Source organism: Dawidia cretensis (assembly GCF_018598175.1).
Classification (GTDB): Bacteria; Bacteroidota; Bacteroidia; order Cytophagales; family Cyclobacteriaceae; genus Ohtaekwangia; species Ohtaekwangia cretensis.
Genome location: NZ_JAHESE010000002.1, coordinates 308,586 through 326,564, shown reverse-complemented (window position 1 = coordinate 326,564; position 17,979 = coordinate 308,586). Strand labels below are relative to the sequence as shown.

8 protein-coding genes and 1 riboswitch are annotated in these 17,979 nt (G+C 51.8%); of the genes, 5 read left to right on the top strand and 3 right to left on the bottom strand.

What is annotated here, in order from left to right:
- Nucleotides 1-57 precede the first annotated feature (57 nt).
- The gene (locus KK062_RS04855) at nt 58-1,062 is read right to left on the bottom strand and encodes a homocysteine S-methyltransferase family protein (protein ID WP_254083124.1); all 1,005 of its coding nucleotides are present in this window, start codon (nt 1,060-1,062) and stop codon (nt 58-60) included.
- Nucleotides 1,063-1,119: 57 nt separating this feature from the next.
- Nucleotides 1,120-1,251, bottom strand: a riboswitch (SAM riboswitch).
- Between the two features lie 59 nt (nt 1,252-1,310).
- Between KK062_RS04855 and KK062_RS04850 the strand changes: the two genes are divergently transcribed.
- Nucleotides 1,311-2,201, top strand: coding sequence for a Ppx/GppA phosphatase family protein (locus tag KK062_RS04850; RefSeq protein WP_254083123.1), 891 nt, complete (start codon nt 1,311-1,313; stop codon nt 2,199-2,201).
- Here KK062_RS04850 and KK062_RS04845 read toward each other — a convergent pair whose 3' ends face one another.
- Nucleotides 2,202-3,008: an outer membrane beta-barrel protein gene (locus tag KK062_RS04845; RefSeq protein ID WP_254083122.1), complete on the bottom strand. Its 807-nt coding sequence runs from the start codon at nt 3,006-3,008 to the stop codon at nt 2,202-2,204.
- 234 nt (nt 3,009-3,242) lie between these two features.
- Here KK062_RS04845 and KK062_RS04840 point away from each other — a divergent pair, with 234 nt between their 5' ends.
- The 4 genes from KK062_RS04840 (at nt 3,243) to KK062_RS04825 (ending at nt 15,749) form a co-directional block, all read left to right on the top strand.
- A complete protein-coding gene (locus KK062_RS04840) occupies nt 3,243-4,556 on the top strand; it encodes a PorP/SprF family type IX secretion system membrane protein (protein WP_262899148.1) in 1,314 nt (437 codons plus the stop codon).
- 20 nt (nt 4,557-4,576) lie between these two features.
- Nucleotides 4,577-7,900 carry an FG-GAP-like repeat-containing protein gene (locus tag KK062_RS04835; RefSeq protein WP_254083120.1) on the top strand — a complete coding sequence of 1,108 codons (3,324 nt, stop codon included), beginning with the start codon at nt 4,577-4,579 and terminating at the stop codon, nt 7,898-7,900.
- 275 nt (nt 7,901-8,175) lie between these two features.
- Nucleotides 8,176-14,796 carry a T9SS type B sorting domain-containing protein gene (locus KK062_RS04830; protein WP_254083119.1) on the top strand — a complete coding sequence of 2,207 codons (6,621 nt, stop codon included), beginning with the start codon at nt 8,176-8,178 and terminating at the stop codon, nt 14,794-14,796.
- Nucleotides 14,797-14,807: 11 nt separating this feature from the next.
- Nucleotides 14,808-15,749, top strand: a complete 942-nt coding sequence (locus KK062_RS04825) for a PorP/SprF family type IX secretion system membrane protein (protein WP_254083118.1) — start codon at nt 14,808-14,810, stop codon at nt 15,747-15,749.
- Between the two features lie 69 nt (nt 15,750-15,818).
- Here the strand turns inward: KK062_RS04825 and ppk1 are convergent, their stop codons facing one another.
- Nucleotides 15,819-17,954: a polyphosphate kinase 1 gene (gene ppk1, locus KK062_RS04820; RefSeq protein ID WP_254083117.1), complete on the bottom strand. Its 2,136-nt coding sequence runs from the start codon at nt 17,952-17,954 to the stop codon at nt 15,819-15,821.
- Nucleotides 17,955-17,979 lie beyond the last annotated feature (25 nt).

The window sequence follows — 17,979 nt, the reverse complement described above, 5'->3', positions numbered from 1 at the left end:
AGTCCGTTTCCTTTGCGGGAAACCGGGAGGGGTCTGTTGTGTAATCTGTTTAATAATTTATACCAGCTCGGTTTCTGTTACCTGCCGGGGCTTATACTTTTTGGCGATCTCGGCAATGCGCTGGATATGCTCGGGCGTTGTGCCACAGCAGCCACCGAGTATATTGACCAGCCCTTCCTGAAGAAATTCTTCGACCTGCGCACCCATCTCATCGGCCGTCTGATCGTACTGACCGAATTCGTTTGGCAGGCCGGCGTTGGGATATGCGCTCACAAAGAACGGTGCCTGTTCTTTCAGCACGCGTAGGTACGGGCGCAGCGCGCTCGCGCCCAGGGCGCAGTTCAGGCCAATGCTTAGCAGGGGTACGTGCGATACCGAGATGAGAAATGCTTCCGTCGTTTGCCCGGACAGCGTGCGTCCGCTGGCGTCCGTAATGGTACCCGAGACCATGATGGGCAGCTCGCGGCCGATCTCGTCGAACAGTTCCTGGACACCAAACAAGGCAGCCTTTACGTTGAGCGTATCGATGACTGTTTCGAGGAGTAACATGTCTACCCCGCCTTCAATCAACCCTCTGGCTTGCTCTTTAAAGGCTATGACCAGCTCGTCGAAGGTAATGGCGCGGAAGCCCGGATTGTTTACATCGGGAGATAAAGAAGCGGTCTTGTTGGTCGGGCCAATCGCACCGGCAACGAACCGCGGTTTGTGCGGCTCGCGGGCGGTGAACTCGTCGGCTACCGCACGGGCAATACGTGCCGACTCGTAGTTGATGTCGTACACGGCGTCTTCCAGGTGGTAGTCTGCCTGGGCAATCGTGGTCCCGCTAAAGGTATTGGTTTCAATGATGTCGGCGCCTGCCTCAAAGTACAGACGGTGTATGTCGCGGATTATATCCGGCCGGGTGATGGACAGGATATCGTTGTTACCTTTTAGTGGATGCGTATGGTTCTTAAAGCGTTCTCCGCGAAAATCTTCTTCTGTCAGCGTATGCCGCTGGATCATCGTGCCCATAGCGCCATCGATGATCATGATGCGTTCTTTTAGGATGTCCTGGATTTTCATAAAGCCCTCTATAGTTTTCAGATTCGCGCTATCCAGAGAGCCGTGGTTGAGACGGGGTGCCTATCTTTTCCAGGCAAGGGGTAACCGGAGCCCGGAGTGGGATTTAGCACAACGTCCTCCATGCAAACGTTGGAGGATAGGATGCTAAGACTTCACAGGGCCCAATCCCTCCGTCTTTCTGAATAAGCTCTGCAAAGAAAGACAATAAGCGCTTAAAATAAAAAGGCAATAGCTTAATTTTGACACACATGAAGCTCGCCGCGATCGACATTGGTTCCAACGCCATCCGTTTTCAAGTCTCCACTGCGTTGGATAATGCCGCGCAGGTTGTTTTTAAGAAGCTCGAGTACGTACGCTTCCCGTTGCGCTTAGGACATGACGTTTTTGCGACAGGCCGGATCAGTAGCAAGAGCATGGAGAAATTCCGTAAGCTTATGGCCGCTTACAAGCTGTTGCTGGAGCTTTACGAAGTAGACGATTATATGTTCTGCGCTACGTCGGCCATGCGTGAAGCCGAAAACGGCGCCGACCTTGTACAACAGGTACTGGATGAGCTCGGCATTGTGATTCATATCATCGACGGCAACCGCGAGGCCGAGCTGATCAATCGCGCCATCCACTCCTACCTGACCGACAAGACGTACCTGCACATCGATGTGGGCGGCGGCAGCACAGAGCTCAACCTCTATGCTGCCGGGCAGAAGATCCAGACACGGTCGTTCAAAATTGGCTCGGTGCGGGTGCTGGAGAAGAACGACTCCCCCCAAGCCTGGGAGGACATGGAGCGTTGGATCAAGGACCATGTCAAAAAGAGCTATGGTAAAGTAACAGCTGTCGGCACCGGGGGTAACATCAGCAAGCTTTTCGACCTGGCGCAATCCAAGCCCGGCACGACGGTCTCCCTGCGGAAGATCCGGGAGACGCGTGAAATGGTGAATGCCTATTCGATCGAGGATCGTATTTACAAATTGCAGATGAATCCCGACCGGGCGGATGTGATTATCCCCGCCAGCAATATCTACATCAAAGTGATGGAATGGGCTCATGCCACCAGCATTCTGGTGCCCGAGGTCGGCTTAAAAGATGGCATCATGCTATATCTCTACGAGAAGAACAAACTACAGCCGAAGCTGTTCTGATTAATACCTCCGTTTTCTCGGGTCGTTGGTGCTCTTTCCCTTTTTACGATTTTCAACCTTTAGGTCGATGAGATAGGCCAGTGATACCCGGAAGCCCTGATTGCGTACTTTGAGCGGCTCTTCAAAGGTCGTTAATGTGGGATCAAAGGCGCCATAGCTTTCGCGGCTGAGGTAGCTGTGGCCGAGCTCGTAGCGTAGCGTAAGGACGATTTCGCGGTCCGGCATCGGCTCGAACAGGAAGCCCGCCGTGAAGTTCAGACCGAGCTGCAGACGTGTCGGGTCTTGCACGACTACTTCGTGCTGCTGCGCTGATCCGGGATCCTTTTTGAACACTACGCTGACGGGCACGACGGCTGTGCTATTATGAAACTCGTGCGTGTCTGTACTTTCGAGCGTACCTTTGCCTCCAAGCCAATAGCTGATGTTGGGTCCAACACCGAGTGAATATTTAAATTCTTTTTTGCCCGCGTGGCCTTTGAAATACGCTGTGTAAACAATGGGTAGCTCGATGTAACGGTAGGTCATATCGTATTTCAGAAACTCATTCTTGCCTTCCATTTCGCGGCCTTTGGTGGAATAAATCAATGAAGAATGAAGGAAAAACCGCTTCCGCACGCGAAATGCGCAATGGGCGCCAAAATGGTAGCCATACTTTCCCTTGATCTTATATTCGGCTTTTTCATCTTTCTCGCCGAACGAGATCCAGGAGTAATTCGCGCCGGCCACGGGTCCTACAAGAATTTGTGCGTCAGCCACTTCGGCAACAGTCAAAAGCAGCAGAAAAAGTACGGGTAAACCTATTTTCACTATACGTGGAATTTGAAATATGTTTAATTCGACACAAAAATACTTCATTTCATCCAAGTTAACGCGGTGCGTCTGCCAATAAACCAGAAAACCGCCGTATATTCGTGAGTTTACTGCAAACGTACTTTAAACCTGGTGCATCACTCGAAGGCGATGGCATCGGGGTGGCTAACCTGGCGGCAGGACCTGATTTTTTGGTGACCTTCGAACTATTGCCCATATGAATGGACGTAGATGATTTATTTTTTTAACTTCTGTGTTGCCTTCTCTTTGCTTTTTTGCATGACGTCTGTCCATGCCCAGAATTTCCCTGTTTATAATAATTTCTTTATCAACCCTTACCTCTATAATCCCGCTGAGGCTGTAACGGACTACACTTACGTGTACGCGTTGCATCGTCAGCAGTGGACGGCCATTGAAGGTGCGCCCACGGTTTCGACATTGACGTTTAACACGATGTTGAACGAAAGCCGGGCGGGTTTTGGCGGCAAGATCTCTCAGTACAAAAGAGGGTTGCTCACGACAAATGATATTACATTATCCTATGCGTATGCCATGCCCGTGGGGCAAAAAAACTGGCTGATGTTTGGGCTCTCCGGAGGTGCTATCTCTAATACGATTGACATGGCCAAAGTAAGCGATCCAAACGATCCCGTGTTGTTGGAATACGCAGCCAACAACATGCAGCCGGTCTCCAGCTTTGGTATGTTGTACCGATCGGGTTCAGGCTTCAACCTGGGCTTCTCGTTGCCGCAACTGTTTCCACCGAAATTCAACAATCCCGGGAGCTTTACGAATACTACGGTGTCGCCAGCCGACAATGTTTTTGTCACGGTTTATTACAAGCGCAAGGTTGAGAGTAAGATTGTCAGCAGACGCAGTGGCAATGTCAAGCGAAAGGTGAAGACCAAGGAGACTATTGCACCGTTGGAGTTTTACTTCAATTATAAATATTCGAAGTTTGGTACGAGCCAGTTTGAGCTGCTCGGAAAGCTAAACCTGTCAGAGCATTTCTGGCTGGGAGGTTCCTACCGCTTGCCGTATGGCTTAACGGGCAATACCGGATTCAAGATAAACCGGCTTATACTGGCCTATTCCTACGAGCCGGTGAATCAACCGGAAGAAGGCTTTTCACAGGGCACGCACGAGTTTATGCTGGGACTGCGCCTGGGGCAGAAAAAGAAGTTTAAACGTGTTGCGCCGGTGCTGCGCTCTACGCTGACGAAAAATCCGGCAGAGAAACATACAGCACGCTTCCAGGAAGGTACAGCGGATCCGAACGAGATCAACAAGACAGAGTCCGCCAATAAGCGTTACTTCGTTGTGGTCAAGGTTTTCGTTGATTTTAACCAGGCAGACACCTATAAGCGCCGGCTGCAGAATGAGCAGTTCAACGGCGACATATTCTACAACCCGCAGGACCGGAAGTACTATGTACACGTACTGGAAACGACGAAAGCGTCGGAAGCACACGAGGAGATCAAGAACCTGAAAACCTATACCAAAATCAAGAACGCTCGTCTTCTGGTGGTTACCGGAGAGAAATAGAGTGCATCTATAGTCCGAACATGAAACAGGCATTGGTACCGACAGTAAAGACCTCTCTCCTGGCCGGATTTTTCCTGCTGCTGGTGACCACTGCGTGGGCGCAGCGCCCTGTGATCCAGGGCGTTGAACAAGTCTCCGGCAGCACTGGTCAGCTCGTGCTGATCAAGGGTACTTCCTTTGGCGGTGATAAGACTAAACTGCAGGTCCGTTTCGGTGCTACGCCAGGAATGATAGAGTCTGCTACCGACCAAACAATAAAAGTGCGCGTTCCGGCGGGAACTACGTACCGGCACTTGTCGGTAACCAATTTAACGTCTCATCTCACGGCATTTTCCCCGAATCCTTTTTTATTAAGCTTTAGCGGTGAGCATCCTTTTACAGCCGCTTCCCTCGACAACCGGCAAGACTTTTCCGCCGACAAGGGGATTGAAGATATCTGCCTGTGTGATCTCAACAACGACGGCCTTCCGGAAGTCATTACGACGCACAACGGCGTGAACACACTTTCTATACATCGGAATACCAGCACGCCCGGCACACTTGCCATGAGCCGAATTGTCTTGCCTGCCCCCGGCTTCAGCACGCTTTCCCTTCGTGTGAAATGCGGTGATCTAAATGGTGATGGCTGGCCAGACCTGGTTGTCACCGGCACCGGGAATGCCAGCGCCGCTGAAAAGATTTTTGTTCTCCAAAGTTCGGGTGGTTCCTCTTTTAGCGTGATTCCGATCACCATCTCCGGCTGGGCCATGGCAGACGTTGAAATCAATGATATCGACATGGATGGACGCCCCGACCTTGTCATCTCCAACCAAACGGCCAACTATACGTTAGGAATTCTGCGCAACACAAGTGTGGGAACTGCGATTTCATTTAACGATGCACCGGTCGTACTCACCGCGACGCCCGACGTCGTGGGAGGTCCGCCCGTTTTCAAAGGTACAAATGCTCTTGCCCTTCAGGATTTGAACGGCGATGGTCTCCCTGAGATCCTGATCAGCCTGATCCAGGAACCGAACCACAACAACCTGTGGATTTTTCCTAATCAAAGTCACTCGGGGGTTGTCAGCTTCAGCACCGTTGTCAAGCATTCGCTGGAAGGTGTTACCGTGCAAAGCATGCGGGTCGGCGACCTCGATGGCGATGGAAAATCCGACGTTGCTTTCAACAGCTTGATTGGCGGGACATTCGTTCTTCGAAACACCAGCACCGGCTCTTCTTTCAGCTTTGCTTCACGTCTTCAGATTGGACTTGTGGCGCAAATGGCCGGCATCGACTTTGGTGACATCGATGGTGACGGAAAGACCGATATTGTCATTGCTCATCAGTTTAATAAGACACTCACCATTCTGGACAATAATAGTGCGCCCGGGGCGCTATTCTTTTCCCCTACGGTCATTTCTACCCCCTTATTAACGACCTATGTACGTGTAGGCGATATGGACGGCGACGGCAAACCGGATATCGTTTTTCCCGGCGCCGATGCTACTGCGCCATTAGTCTCGATTCTGCGGAACAAACATTGTGTGCTTCCCAAAATTGAACCGGAGGAGGACATCACCCTCTGTGCAGGCACACATATACTCACCGCTACACAGGCTCCCGGCGCGTACTACGACTGGAAGAAAGACGGTGTAACCGTGGCGTGCGGCAAGGAACTCTACAGCTATACGATCAATCCCCCTGTGACGAACGCGGTTTACACCGTAACGATTCGCACAGAAGGCGGCGCCTCGTGTACTGCGGGCAGTTGCGCGCTGACATCTGAAAGCGTTACTGTTACTATTCTCGGCGCAGGCGGCTTAACACTCACGCCCTCTGTCAGCGGATCTCTTGACGGAAAGGTTTGTAAAGACACCGACATTATACTTCATTCCGGCGGGCCGGATGACGGTAGTGTGACGTATTCCTGGACAGGTCCTGGCTATAGCCACACCACCACGAGTGAAGATGCACCACCATTCCCGGCTACAGGTGCTGCACAAGCCGGTGAATATACGGTTGAAGCTACGCGGGGTGGCTGCGTCGCAGGCCGTGGCACCATCGTTGTAGAAGTAATCGAAATGCCCGCTACGAGCTTTAAGATTAGGGGTCCGACAACGATCGTGGCCTGTCCCGGTGATGCCGACATTACGCTGCAACTGGACGAAGCTCCCGCGGCCTTTACCTACGCCTGGTACAAAGAAGGGAATGCTACCTCCATTGGTAGCGGCCCCGTGTCACCGGCAATCGTCCCGACAAACGCAGCTGCCAGCGGCGACTACTACGTAAAAGCCAGCAGCCCCGGATGTGGCCTGCCTGTCGATACTGATCGTGTAAAAGTAACCATTACCACAAAGCCCGTGGTAAGCTTTACGACCTCTTCTTCCGACGGCACTGTCTGTAAAGATCAGCGCATAACGTTTACCAGCACGTCTACCACGACTGCCACGCCTGTCTATCAGTGGAATTTCGACGTCAGCGGTGCGGGTACCCAAGGCCCCAATGCACCCACTGCCGAAACCAGCTACTCCAACACTGGACCAAAGACCGTACGGCTCTCAATCCATTACGGCAGTAATGCCTGCCTGACAAAGTCCGAACAGCCCATTACCGTGACCCTTCCACCCGGTGAGGTCGTGATTGAAAATCCCGATGGCCTTGACGCGTTCTGCGAGGGGGAAACACTCTTGCTGGAGGCATCGAGCCCGGCCGCAATCAAAAGCTACCTTTGGTCAACGGGAGAAACTACAGCGTCCATCAACGTTCCAGATGGAGGCACTTATACCGTAGACATTGCCTTTTCCACGGGGTCATGTGTCATCACCAAAAGTAAACAGGTTACACAGCTCCCGGCCCCGGAGGTAATTATAACGGGTACACCCGAACGGATCAACGAAGGTGAGTCAGCACAGCTGACTGCTTCCGGTCTTGACACGTATCAATGGACGCCCGCCGAGTCGCTTTCAAACGCAGCGGTCCCCAATCCTGTTGCACAGCCGGTTGCAACCACCGAATACACTGTAACAGGGGTTGGCGCCAATGAATGTCCGGGGTCAGGGACCTTTATCGTGCAAGTAGTCGGCGAAGCCATTGTCAACAAGCTGAATCCCCATAACTTCTTCTCGCCTAACAACGATGGCCCTAATGAACAGTGGCAGGTCGATGAAATTCTTACCTATGCGCAGTGCGGGGTCACTGTTTATGACGACAAAGGTGTAAAGGTATTTGAGGCCAAACCTTACCACAACGACTGGAACGGCACCTTTAACGGCAAGCAACTGCCCGACGGTGTTTACTTCTATATTATCCGTTGCGACGGCGAAGAAAGCACTCCGCGCGCGGGCAGTATTACATTGCTGCGCTAGGGTATACCCACCGTCTGGCGGTGGTTTTTTACAGGCCGTCGATTACCCCCCTGGCGGAATAGTCAAATCGAGCGCAAAACTTACATAGCATGGTTACAATCCCCCTTATCACACTATAAAAGTGTTGAGGTAATACTTGTACTGACAACATTATATCTACATAAAGTGTCACTACGGGTAGGATACCTTACATGACCAGTTACCAAAATATGAATTTCAGAGCAGTCATATTTCGGGGCATGTGTTTTAGATTTGTACATAATTTCTTTTCGCCTATGAAGAAGCTTTTCTTCCTGATCACCCTGTTCTGCCTCAGTGCTGGTTATTCCCATGCACAGGAGATTTGCAACGACAACCTGGACAACGACGAAAACGGTCTTGTTGACTGTCTTGACCCGGCCGAGTGTCCCACCAAGACGTGCGAAATTTGCGACAACGGCATCGATGATGATGGCGATCGTTTCATCGATTGCTACGACAAGGAGTGTGTCCTGAGCAACGTCTGTAAGGACTTCTTCATCGGCAAAACTGATAGCTGTAACGTTAAACCTGAGATCTTCCCTCCTTTTGAGATGAAGCTTAAATACAAGTCTCAGCCCGGTACGGCCAATCACGTGAACCGGCTTATCGTCGGCGACGTCGACAACGACGGCATCCCGGAACTCGTGACGACTTTCCGTACTTCCAGCTCGAATGCCGGCACGGCCGTCGTCAATGTAATGCAAGCGCCCACCGCAGGTATGGCGCTGAATATTGACAAACAAATTGACATGAAAGCAGACGGCTTCCAACCGTCGTTCGAAGATATTGCCATGGCGGACATCAATAAAGATGGTTGCTCAGAATACTTCATCTTACACACTAATTCAGACGGCAACGGCTATAAGCTCGTTGGATACGACTGTACCGGTAAGTTGATTTGGAATAACAAGTCCATCGACTTTCCTGAGTATCCGGGAACCATCGGCCTGACCGACTTCGACGGCGACGGCGCCGTAGAGCTTTACCTTCGTTCGCAAATTTACGATGCGCACACCGGTACATTGATGGGGGAAAACCTTTTCAACAATGCTTTTGGTCAAAGCAGCAACGCGCCGATCGCTGCCAATATTTTGACGGCCTCTCCTGGCCAGGAGCTTATTGCCGGATGTCGCATTTATACAGTAAATATCAACCGGCCGGCCGCTCCAGGCGCCACGTTACCGACGGCCGTTACCCCTCCCGTGAAAGGTTCTACGCTCACGCTGACCAAAAGCGTATCGAACTATTTCGTTCGTAGAGGCCGTACCTCAGGCAGTGGTACCAGTATCGCCGACTTCAACCTGGACGGTTTTCTAGACGTTCTGGCCATTGGCTCCACTATCGATGACAGTGACAACAGCAAACAGACTACGACGGCTTATTTCTGGGATGTCGAACATAACGTCATTAAAACCTTTACGGATAACAACGCCGTAGCAGGTGATAACAAGTATAAATTCGGCTGGCAAAATGGCGCTGGCCGGATCAACATCGCCGACATTGACGGCGATGGCAAAATGAATGCCGTGTATGTCTCCGGAAGATATCTCTATGCACTGAAAGAAGGTGCCGGCAATATGGAAGTTCTGTGGAGAGAAAACGTAACGGAACAAACCTCCGGCATTACCGGCTGTACGATGTTCGACTTTAATGCCGATGGCAAGTCGGAAATTGTATACCGCGATGAAGATTATCTCTATATTTTCACAACGACCCTTGTAGGAAGTACCGCCAATGTTACCCGCAGTACACCGATACGTTGCGCATCGCGCACATCGAATGAATACCCGATTGTGGCGGACATGAACGGCGATGGCTCGACCGAAATCTGCGTTGTCTGCGCGTCTGACGATAGCCAGCCCGGTGCGGACATGGACCTTTATTCGAACGCAGAAGTTCGCGTATATGAATCCGCCAACGTACCGTGGGTACCTGCCCGTAAAGTCTGGAACCAACACGGCTATTTTGTTGTGAACGTCAATGACGATTTGACCATTCCGAAACAGATCCAACAGCACCACCTGGTATATTCCGACAATGCAGAGTGTTTTGTCGACAAGAAGAGCCGGCCGCTGAACAACTTCCTGAACCAGGCTCCCTTTCTGAATTCCTACGGATGTCCGTCGTATGCAGCACCGAATCTCTCGGTAGTTCCGTTTGATCCGAGCGATCCAACGGCACCGCAACTTAAGATTGATGCGCCTACCTGCCCGGACAAGAACATTGGTGTTACATTTAAATTCAGAAATAAAGGCGATGTTTTGGTCTCGGGCGGACTGAAAATCACTTTCTACAATGGCGACCCTCGTACCAACTCCGCGGTGAAGATGTCTACCACCACGATTACGTTGTCGGAGATGGCCCCGGGTGACACGATCACACAAAAGGTTACGATTGCCGGAAATGGATCGCCGTTCACGCTGTACGTCGTGCTGAACGACGACGGTACCACGATCCCGTTGGACATTGAAAAACAACCCGGCCGGATTCGGGAATGTGACTACGGCGACAACGTGTTGTTTGCTCCGGTCAATCCCGGCCTGGCGGCGCTTACCACGACAGCCATAGACAACTTAAAATGTCTGACGACTCCCGGAGGTGTCATCATCCCGGATAAAGGGATTGCCAAGGCTTATGGTCCCGGCAAAGACTCACTGAATTATACATTCTACTGGTTTGACGGCCACGATGCAGGCGCGCCTGGCACAGCGGACCACGTCGGCTTTGCCTATAGTGGGCTTGCTGCCGGAGAATATACGGTATATGCTGTCCACAAAACTGCGAAGTGTGGTTCTGACACGGCGCATGTAATTATTGGCCAGCAAGACGCTCCCAAGATTACTGTAACCATCGACCCTATCAGCCAGCTGACGAACTGTAAAAATCCGAACGGTCACCTGCGTGCCGTGCTGAGCGACCCCACCAAGTATGACATTACGTGGTTCCCTTTCTCCCTGAGTGATACCCTGGGCTTCAGCCCGGACCTGACCGGCCTGAGCGAAGGTAGCTATACGGTATGGGTTCAAGACAAAACAACGGGCTGTGTCAGCTTGTCGACGGCGAAGATCGAGAAGATCGCCCCTCTGCCGGTGATTACCACTAAAATTGATACTATCAAATGCTCTAACGCAAATTCGGGCAGGATCGACGCCCTGGCCGACGGCAAAACCACAGGCTATACCTTCCACTGGTACAATGGTTCGACGGTGAAACCAACGCCGGACAAGGCCAACTCGCCGTTCTACAATAACCTGAAGGCGCAGAAGTATACCGTGAGGGCCATCAACAATACGAGCGAATGCGAATCGAAACTGACGGTGACGTTAACTCAAACCACGCCGCCGAAGATTACCAGCCTGGTGAAGGACGATCAGCTATCGTGCGATAAAGATCATCCGACCGGTGAGGCTACTGTTACCGCAACGGCGGCGACCACGCCTGTTGTCTACCAATGGTATACGGGGAATAGCACGGCCGACGTCAACAAAATCACGGGCGCGACCAGTGCCACGGTTACAGGTTTGAAGGCCGGACTTTATACAATCAATGTGGTAGAATCCACTACGGGTTGTTCCAAGTCCGACACCATCCGCGTGCTGGACAGCCGTAAAACTGTAGTGGTAGTGCCTACTCCTACTCCAAAGAGCAGCTGCGCGCCTGCCAATGGCAAAATTGAAATAACCTCGGTGAACTCGGGCGCCCTGAGCGACTACACCTTTATCTGGACAAATATCAGTGATGATCCTGAGACTACGCTGCCCGACACAGATGGTACAGTGGAAGGACTGGAGCCCGGTAGCTACCAGGTAGTTGCTGTCCATACGGAGTACACTTGCCGGTCGCTGCCGGTCACTGTGAAGGTTGCGAACAATACACCAAAAATGGTACTGACCAACCCTAACCTGAAAGCTGCGTCAACCTGTCAGAACAGTAACGATGGTATCTTTACTGTGGAAGTTATCGCGCCCACGACACCCAGCAAATTTAACTTTGCCTGGTACAATAATGATGGCATCAGTTTACACGAACGGCTTGGCGTGCTGCGTGACTCTATCATCAATAGCACGGGTCTTTACTCTGTCAAGATTACGAACCCTGAGAACGGCTGCGACACCACTGCCTATGCTACTATTCCGTTTGAGCAAGGCCACACCATCGATGTTACCTATGAAAACGTCGCGAAATGTGCCCCGCACCCGGGTGGTGCCATTCACGTGACTCTAAATCACACTCTTGGGTATGATGATGTCGATTATGATATACTCCTATACAGAACTAACAAAGATCCAGATGCCAAAAATTCCTATCTGACACATTCTCCTCCGTTTTTCACAGGCTTAATACCGAGTGCTGTACCTCCCGTTGCCGGCAAGTTTGACAAATTCGATTTGGAGGCAACTACAGTTGGAACTAACTATACAGTAGTCGCGGTGAACAAGACGCTGCCTTTACAAGGTTGTCGCTATGCACAGGTCATTACCATTAGACGTACAGGCGTTAAGCCTGTAATTGACGCTACATTAAGCGGTATTACGGCTAACATGAACTGCGATGCTTCCCTCACCGATGGTACCGGTGGTATATCAATCGCCGTGAAGCACAATGAAGCTGCTGCTGACCCGGCCAACTACTCGTTTGCCTGGACGAATGAGGATATTTCCCCTCCTAATAACAATGAGGTGGACGCCGCTAAAAGGTTTGGCATCAATAATAAAGATCTACGTTTTATGGTGGACAATGAGGAAGGCTACAAGGTGGTCTTTACCACGATAACTCCACTTAACGAGGGTTGCTCGAACAGCGCCATATTCGAGATCCCATCGATCGAGCAAGATCTTCGTGTTGCCGACGGCGACTTCAAGACACAGGCTATTACTCAGTGTGTTCCGGGTAGCCCGACTTCCGCTATCATGACCAACGGCTCGGCTGAGTTTGTTGCGCTTCAGAAAGACAACGTGCCGGTAGCCGCCCCGTTTACAGGCTTTACGTTCTCGTGGCTGAACCGTGCCACCAACACCTTGTTGCCTTCGGTCACTAACCCTATTGTCAACCTGGATTCCGGAAAGTATACGGCCATGGCGAAATATACCGATACGGGTTGCAACGTGAGCTTTGACTTTGTGATTCAGGACAGTACCCTCGGTACGGTGGATGTCGTCCTGGAAAGCTTCCGCACTGAAATCATGTGCGTCGATCCTGTCACGGGCTTCCTGGAGGTCAAGGCCCTCCCGGAAACGGGCCAGAACTACGAGTTCACCTGGTTTGGCTATAATAATAGCGGCGTACGGAACCCCGTCCCGGTACAGGGTCCGGTTCTTGGCACCAGCAATACCCTGGCAAACCAGCTTTCTGTGAATGACTTCACGGTGCGGGTGCTGAACCCGAATAACAACTGCTGGATGGAAGATACCTATACGGTGCCCATGGATACGATCAAGTTCTTCGTAAGCGCGTCGTCGCTGCCGATCACCAACTGTGTGAACGTATTCCTGACGCCGAATATCCACGAGAATGGTTCTGTCTTTGCCCGCATCTCCTCGGCAGGCGTATTGCCGCCTTCTGATCCGCTGGCAGGCACGCCCCGTCCGATCATTGAAACCAACTACCGGTATGAATGGTACGACGAGCACGGCGACCCGATTACCCCGGTTAACGCAGGCCGCTCGCTTGAAAACCTGACGTCCGAATATGCCAACCGTGACCTAAAAGTCGTGGCCTTCGATCTAAACGATACGCGCCCGGCGTGTAAGAGCGATACGGCGATTGTGCGTCTGGAAAAAGTATTGCCTACACTTCCTATTACTACGCAAATACTGGCCGCTGTATCGAATTGCGATGAGACGATTCCGAACGGTATGGCTTCTGCCAGTGTGAACGGCGACATTGTGAACTACCAGTTCAGCTGGTTTGAAGATCCGGCGACACATCCGCTGAATCCTGTAACGGCCTTCCGCACAGACTTCATGGCTGAGAACCTGCAACGGGCTGACTTTACGTACACCATACTGGCGATCGACCTCATCTCCGGCTGTATGGACAGCACAACGTTGACGATCCCGTACGAGCCCCTGCCGGTACCGATCCCGACGATCGAGATCCTCTCGCAGGTTACAAGCTGTATTGAGAACAACGGTGCCCTGGCAGCCTCCGTCGGTGGCAACATCCAGGATTATATCTTCCGCTGGTACGATGACACTGTCACGAAGCCGGATACTGATCTCGTTTCACCCGATGCTTATGGTGACCTCCGCGACACGCTCGCCGCCCAGATTCCGTATGGCGTGATTGCTGTCGATCGTGCTACGAAGTGCGAGTCCAACCTGGTATATGAAACGCTGCAGTTCACACCGACCTACCCGGAATTCGATCTGCAAGTGACACCTGCTTCGTGCGGTCATCCGGACGGGACGGTTTCCCTCGTTCTCAAGAACAACGTGGACATCGCCGAGATCATCTGGGAAATTGAAGGTGGCACGCCTACGAACGAGCCTATCCAGGAAGGGCTGCAAGCCGGTAAGAACTACATCGTGACGGTGATCACGCAACTGGGTTGCCAAGATACTGCTCACTTCGCCATCGGCACCGAGATCCATCCGTTCAACGGGATCTCGCGCAACGGCGACGATCGGAACAGCTACTTCCACATCGATTGTATCGAAGAGTTTGGAAGTAACGTGGTACGGATCTACAACCGCGCCGGTACATTGGTGTACCAGGCTGACGGGTACGATAACAATACAGTATTGTTTGATGGTCTGTCCAACCGCGGGATCAGCCCGATGGGCAACAACCTGCCGGACGGTACTTATTTCTATGTGATTGATAAGCGCAACGGGTCGAAGCCTCTTGCCGGTTATCTGGAGATCGTCAATTAAACTACAACGACATGATGCGACTTTTTTACCTCAGTTGTCTGCTGCTTTTCGTTACGGGAGTCGGCCGTGCCCAGCAGTACCCGGTGTTTACGCAGTACTTTTTTAACGAGATGGCGATCAACCCGGCGTATGCCGGTGCACATGTGCAGTTCAGTGCTACGGCGTTGTACCGCAATCAGTGGGTGAACTTTCCCGGGGCGCCGCGCACGTTCTCTTTCTCAGGCCATACGGCACTGATGAAAAACAAGATCGGTGTGGGCCTGATGGTGAACCACGATGAGATCGGCAGCTATGGAAACGATCACGTATACGGCAGCTATGCCTATAAGATCCACATGGGCCAGGCGACCCTATCCATGGGCCTGCAGGCAGGGTTTACCTTCCTGGGTGCCGATTACAGCAAGCTCAGCTTGCAGCACGACGACCCGGGATCTTTCCTGTCGATGAATACCTTTAAACCTAACTTCGGTGCCGGGTTGTTCTTCAACAAGAAGAATTTCTTTGTAGGCCTGTCCGTACCGTTTATTATTAACAGTAAGTCGAATAAGAACGGGAGCTTTGAAGGCGCCATCACCGAGGTGATCGAAAAGCGCTACTACATGCTGCGTTCCGGGGTATACGTCCCACTGGACCGTGCCGGGAAAATCAAGATGAATCCGTCGTTCCTGCTGCGCTCACAAGAGGGCCAGCCGTTGAGCATCGACATCAACAACTCCTTTATCTTCTATGACATCTTCAGCATTGGCGCGGCGTGGCGAAGCGGTGACTCGTTTATCGGCTTCCTCGATCTGAAGCTGACCGACAAGATCCACTTTGCATACTCTTACGACTGGACTACTTCGGCGTTGAACAAGTTCTCGAACGGCTCGCACGAGTTTATCCTGAACTTCCGCTCCATCATCCGGGGCGTGCACAAGAACCCCGAGTGTCCGCAGTATTACAGCTATCGTTAATCGCAGATACCATCATAAAAAAGGCTCACCAATTTGGCGAGCCTTTTTCTATTTTCAGACCTCTCCTACTCAGAAAAGCCGGGCGTCCATGACGATCTCGCGGGTCACTTTGTAGAACTCTTTGTGAATATTGAAGGTTGGCTCGCCATTCAGCTCTTTGATACGGTAGGTGCCATCTTCCTGCATGATGTAGGAATTGACGTTATCTTTTAGATTATACCGCAGGTTGTTGATGGCTTGTTTCTTCAGGAAATCGTCGTCGAGCAGGAAGAGCGACTCGATGCGCCGGTCGAAGCTGCGCACCATGGCGTCGGCACTGCCGATGTAGACCTTCGGATTGTCGTCGTTCCGGAAATAGTAGATGCGCGAGTGCTCCAGGTATTCGCCTACCACCGAGATCACTTCAATGTTCTCGCTGAGCCCTTTGCGTCGCGGGCGCAGGCTGCACATGCCGCGGACGATCAGTTTGATGGTGACGCCGGCTTGCGAGGCCGCGTATAATTCGTCGATCAGCTCTTTATCTTGTAACGAGTTAAGCTTGATGACGATGCCAGCCGGGACGCCGTTGCGGGCATTTTCCGCCTCGCGTTTTACGAGGTTACACAGTTGTATGCGCATGTCGCGCGGCGACGTAATCAGGTTGCGATAGGTCGACGGTTGTGAGTGGCCGGTAATGACATTGAAGAATTCGGACACGTCGTTGCCATAGACCTCTTTTGTTGTTAACAAACCAATGTCAACATATAACCGGGAGGTGGATTCATTGTAGTTGCCGCTGGACAGGTGTACATACCGATACACTTTGTCGTCGCCTTCCTTCCGGACGATGAGCAGCAATTTGGTGTGGGTCTTTAAGCTGCTGACGCCATAGATCACATAACATCCTGCTTTTTGCAGGCGCTGCGCCTCGCGCAGGTTGTTCTCCTCGTCAAACCGGGCCTTTACCTCAAACAACACCGACACGTGCTTACCGTTTTCGGCGGCCCGCAGCAGCGCATTGGTCACCCGCGATTCTCTGGCAACACGATAGATGGTGATCTTGATCGACAGCACATAGGGGTCGTCGGCGGCTTTTTCCAACAGCTCCAGTACCGGCTCCATGGAGTTGTACGGATGATGCAGCAAAATGTCCCGCTCTTTCAACACTTCAAACAGATCGCGGCTGCCCTCCTCGGGGAAGTTCAGCGGTTTGATCGGTGCCGGGGTCTGGGCGCGCTTGCTTTTAAATTCTTTGTGACTGACAACCTGGTTTAAACCAGACAGCTCGGGCAAGCCACCCTGTGGAATGAAGAAGATGTTGAATTCGTCCAGATCCCATTGGATCTTAAGCACGCGCATCAGCCAGGGATCGGGGTTCTCTTCAATTTCCAGGCGTACAACCCGCCCCGAGCGGCGGGTCTTCAGCTTGCGTTTGAGGTCTTCGAGGAAATTGGACTCAATATCTTCGCTTTCTTCCAGGGTGAAGTCACCGTTCCGGTTGATGCGGAACAAGTTGACAGCCTCGATCTCGACGTTGCGGAAAAGGTTATGAATTTTGTGCCGGATGATCTCTTCAATCGGCACAAAGAGAATTTTATCATCGTCGTGATCGATCTCGTAAAAGCGGGGCAGGTTTTGCGGTACCTGAATAAACGACACCCGTTGATTGGTCGGTCCTTCGTTCGTGCCTTTGGTCACCACTCCAAACAGGAGACGGTTGTTCATGAGCACCGGGAAGGTGTGATAGTTATCAAAAACCATCGGCGTCAGCATGGGGAAGATGGTCCGGTTGAAATAGTCGGCCACGCGCTGCGTATCTTCCACCGACAGATCGTTGTACGACACGATGGCGAATCCGTTTTCCTCAAAATGAGGCTTGAGTTTGCGGATATAATACTCGTTCTGATCGTGGTAGAACTTCTTCGTTTCATTCAACAGCAGTTTGCGGAAAGGTTCTTCGCGCAGGCCGTTATAGTCAAAACGTTCTTTGCCGTAGTCGAGGTAGTTGTACAAGCTCCCGAGGCGAATGGTGCAGAACTCGTCAAGGTTGGAGGCGGTGATCGCCAGGAACTTGAGCCGGTCGAAGATGCTGCGCTCGACGTGTCGTGCCTGATCCAGCACGCGGTAATTGAACTTCAGCCAGCTTAGGTCGCGGCTGATATAGTTACTTTCGTCTATCTTCTGTTGTGCTAATTTACTGTCCAGGGTTACTTGCAATTCTTCCATGGCAACAAGGGGTAAAATGTCACGG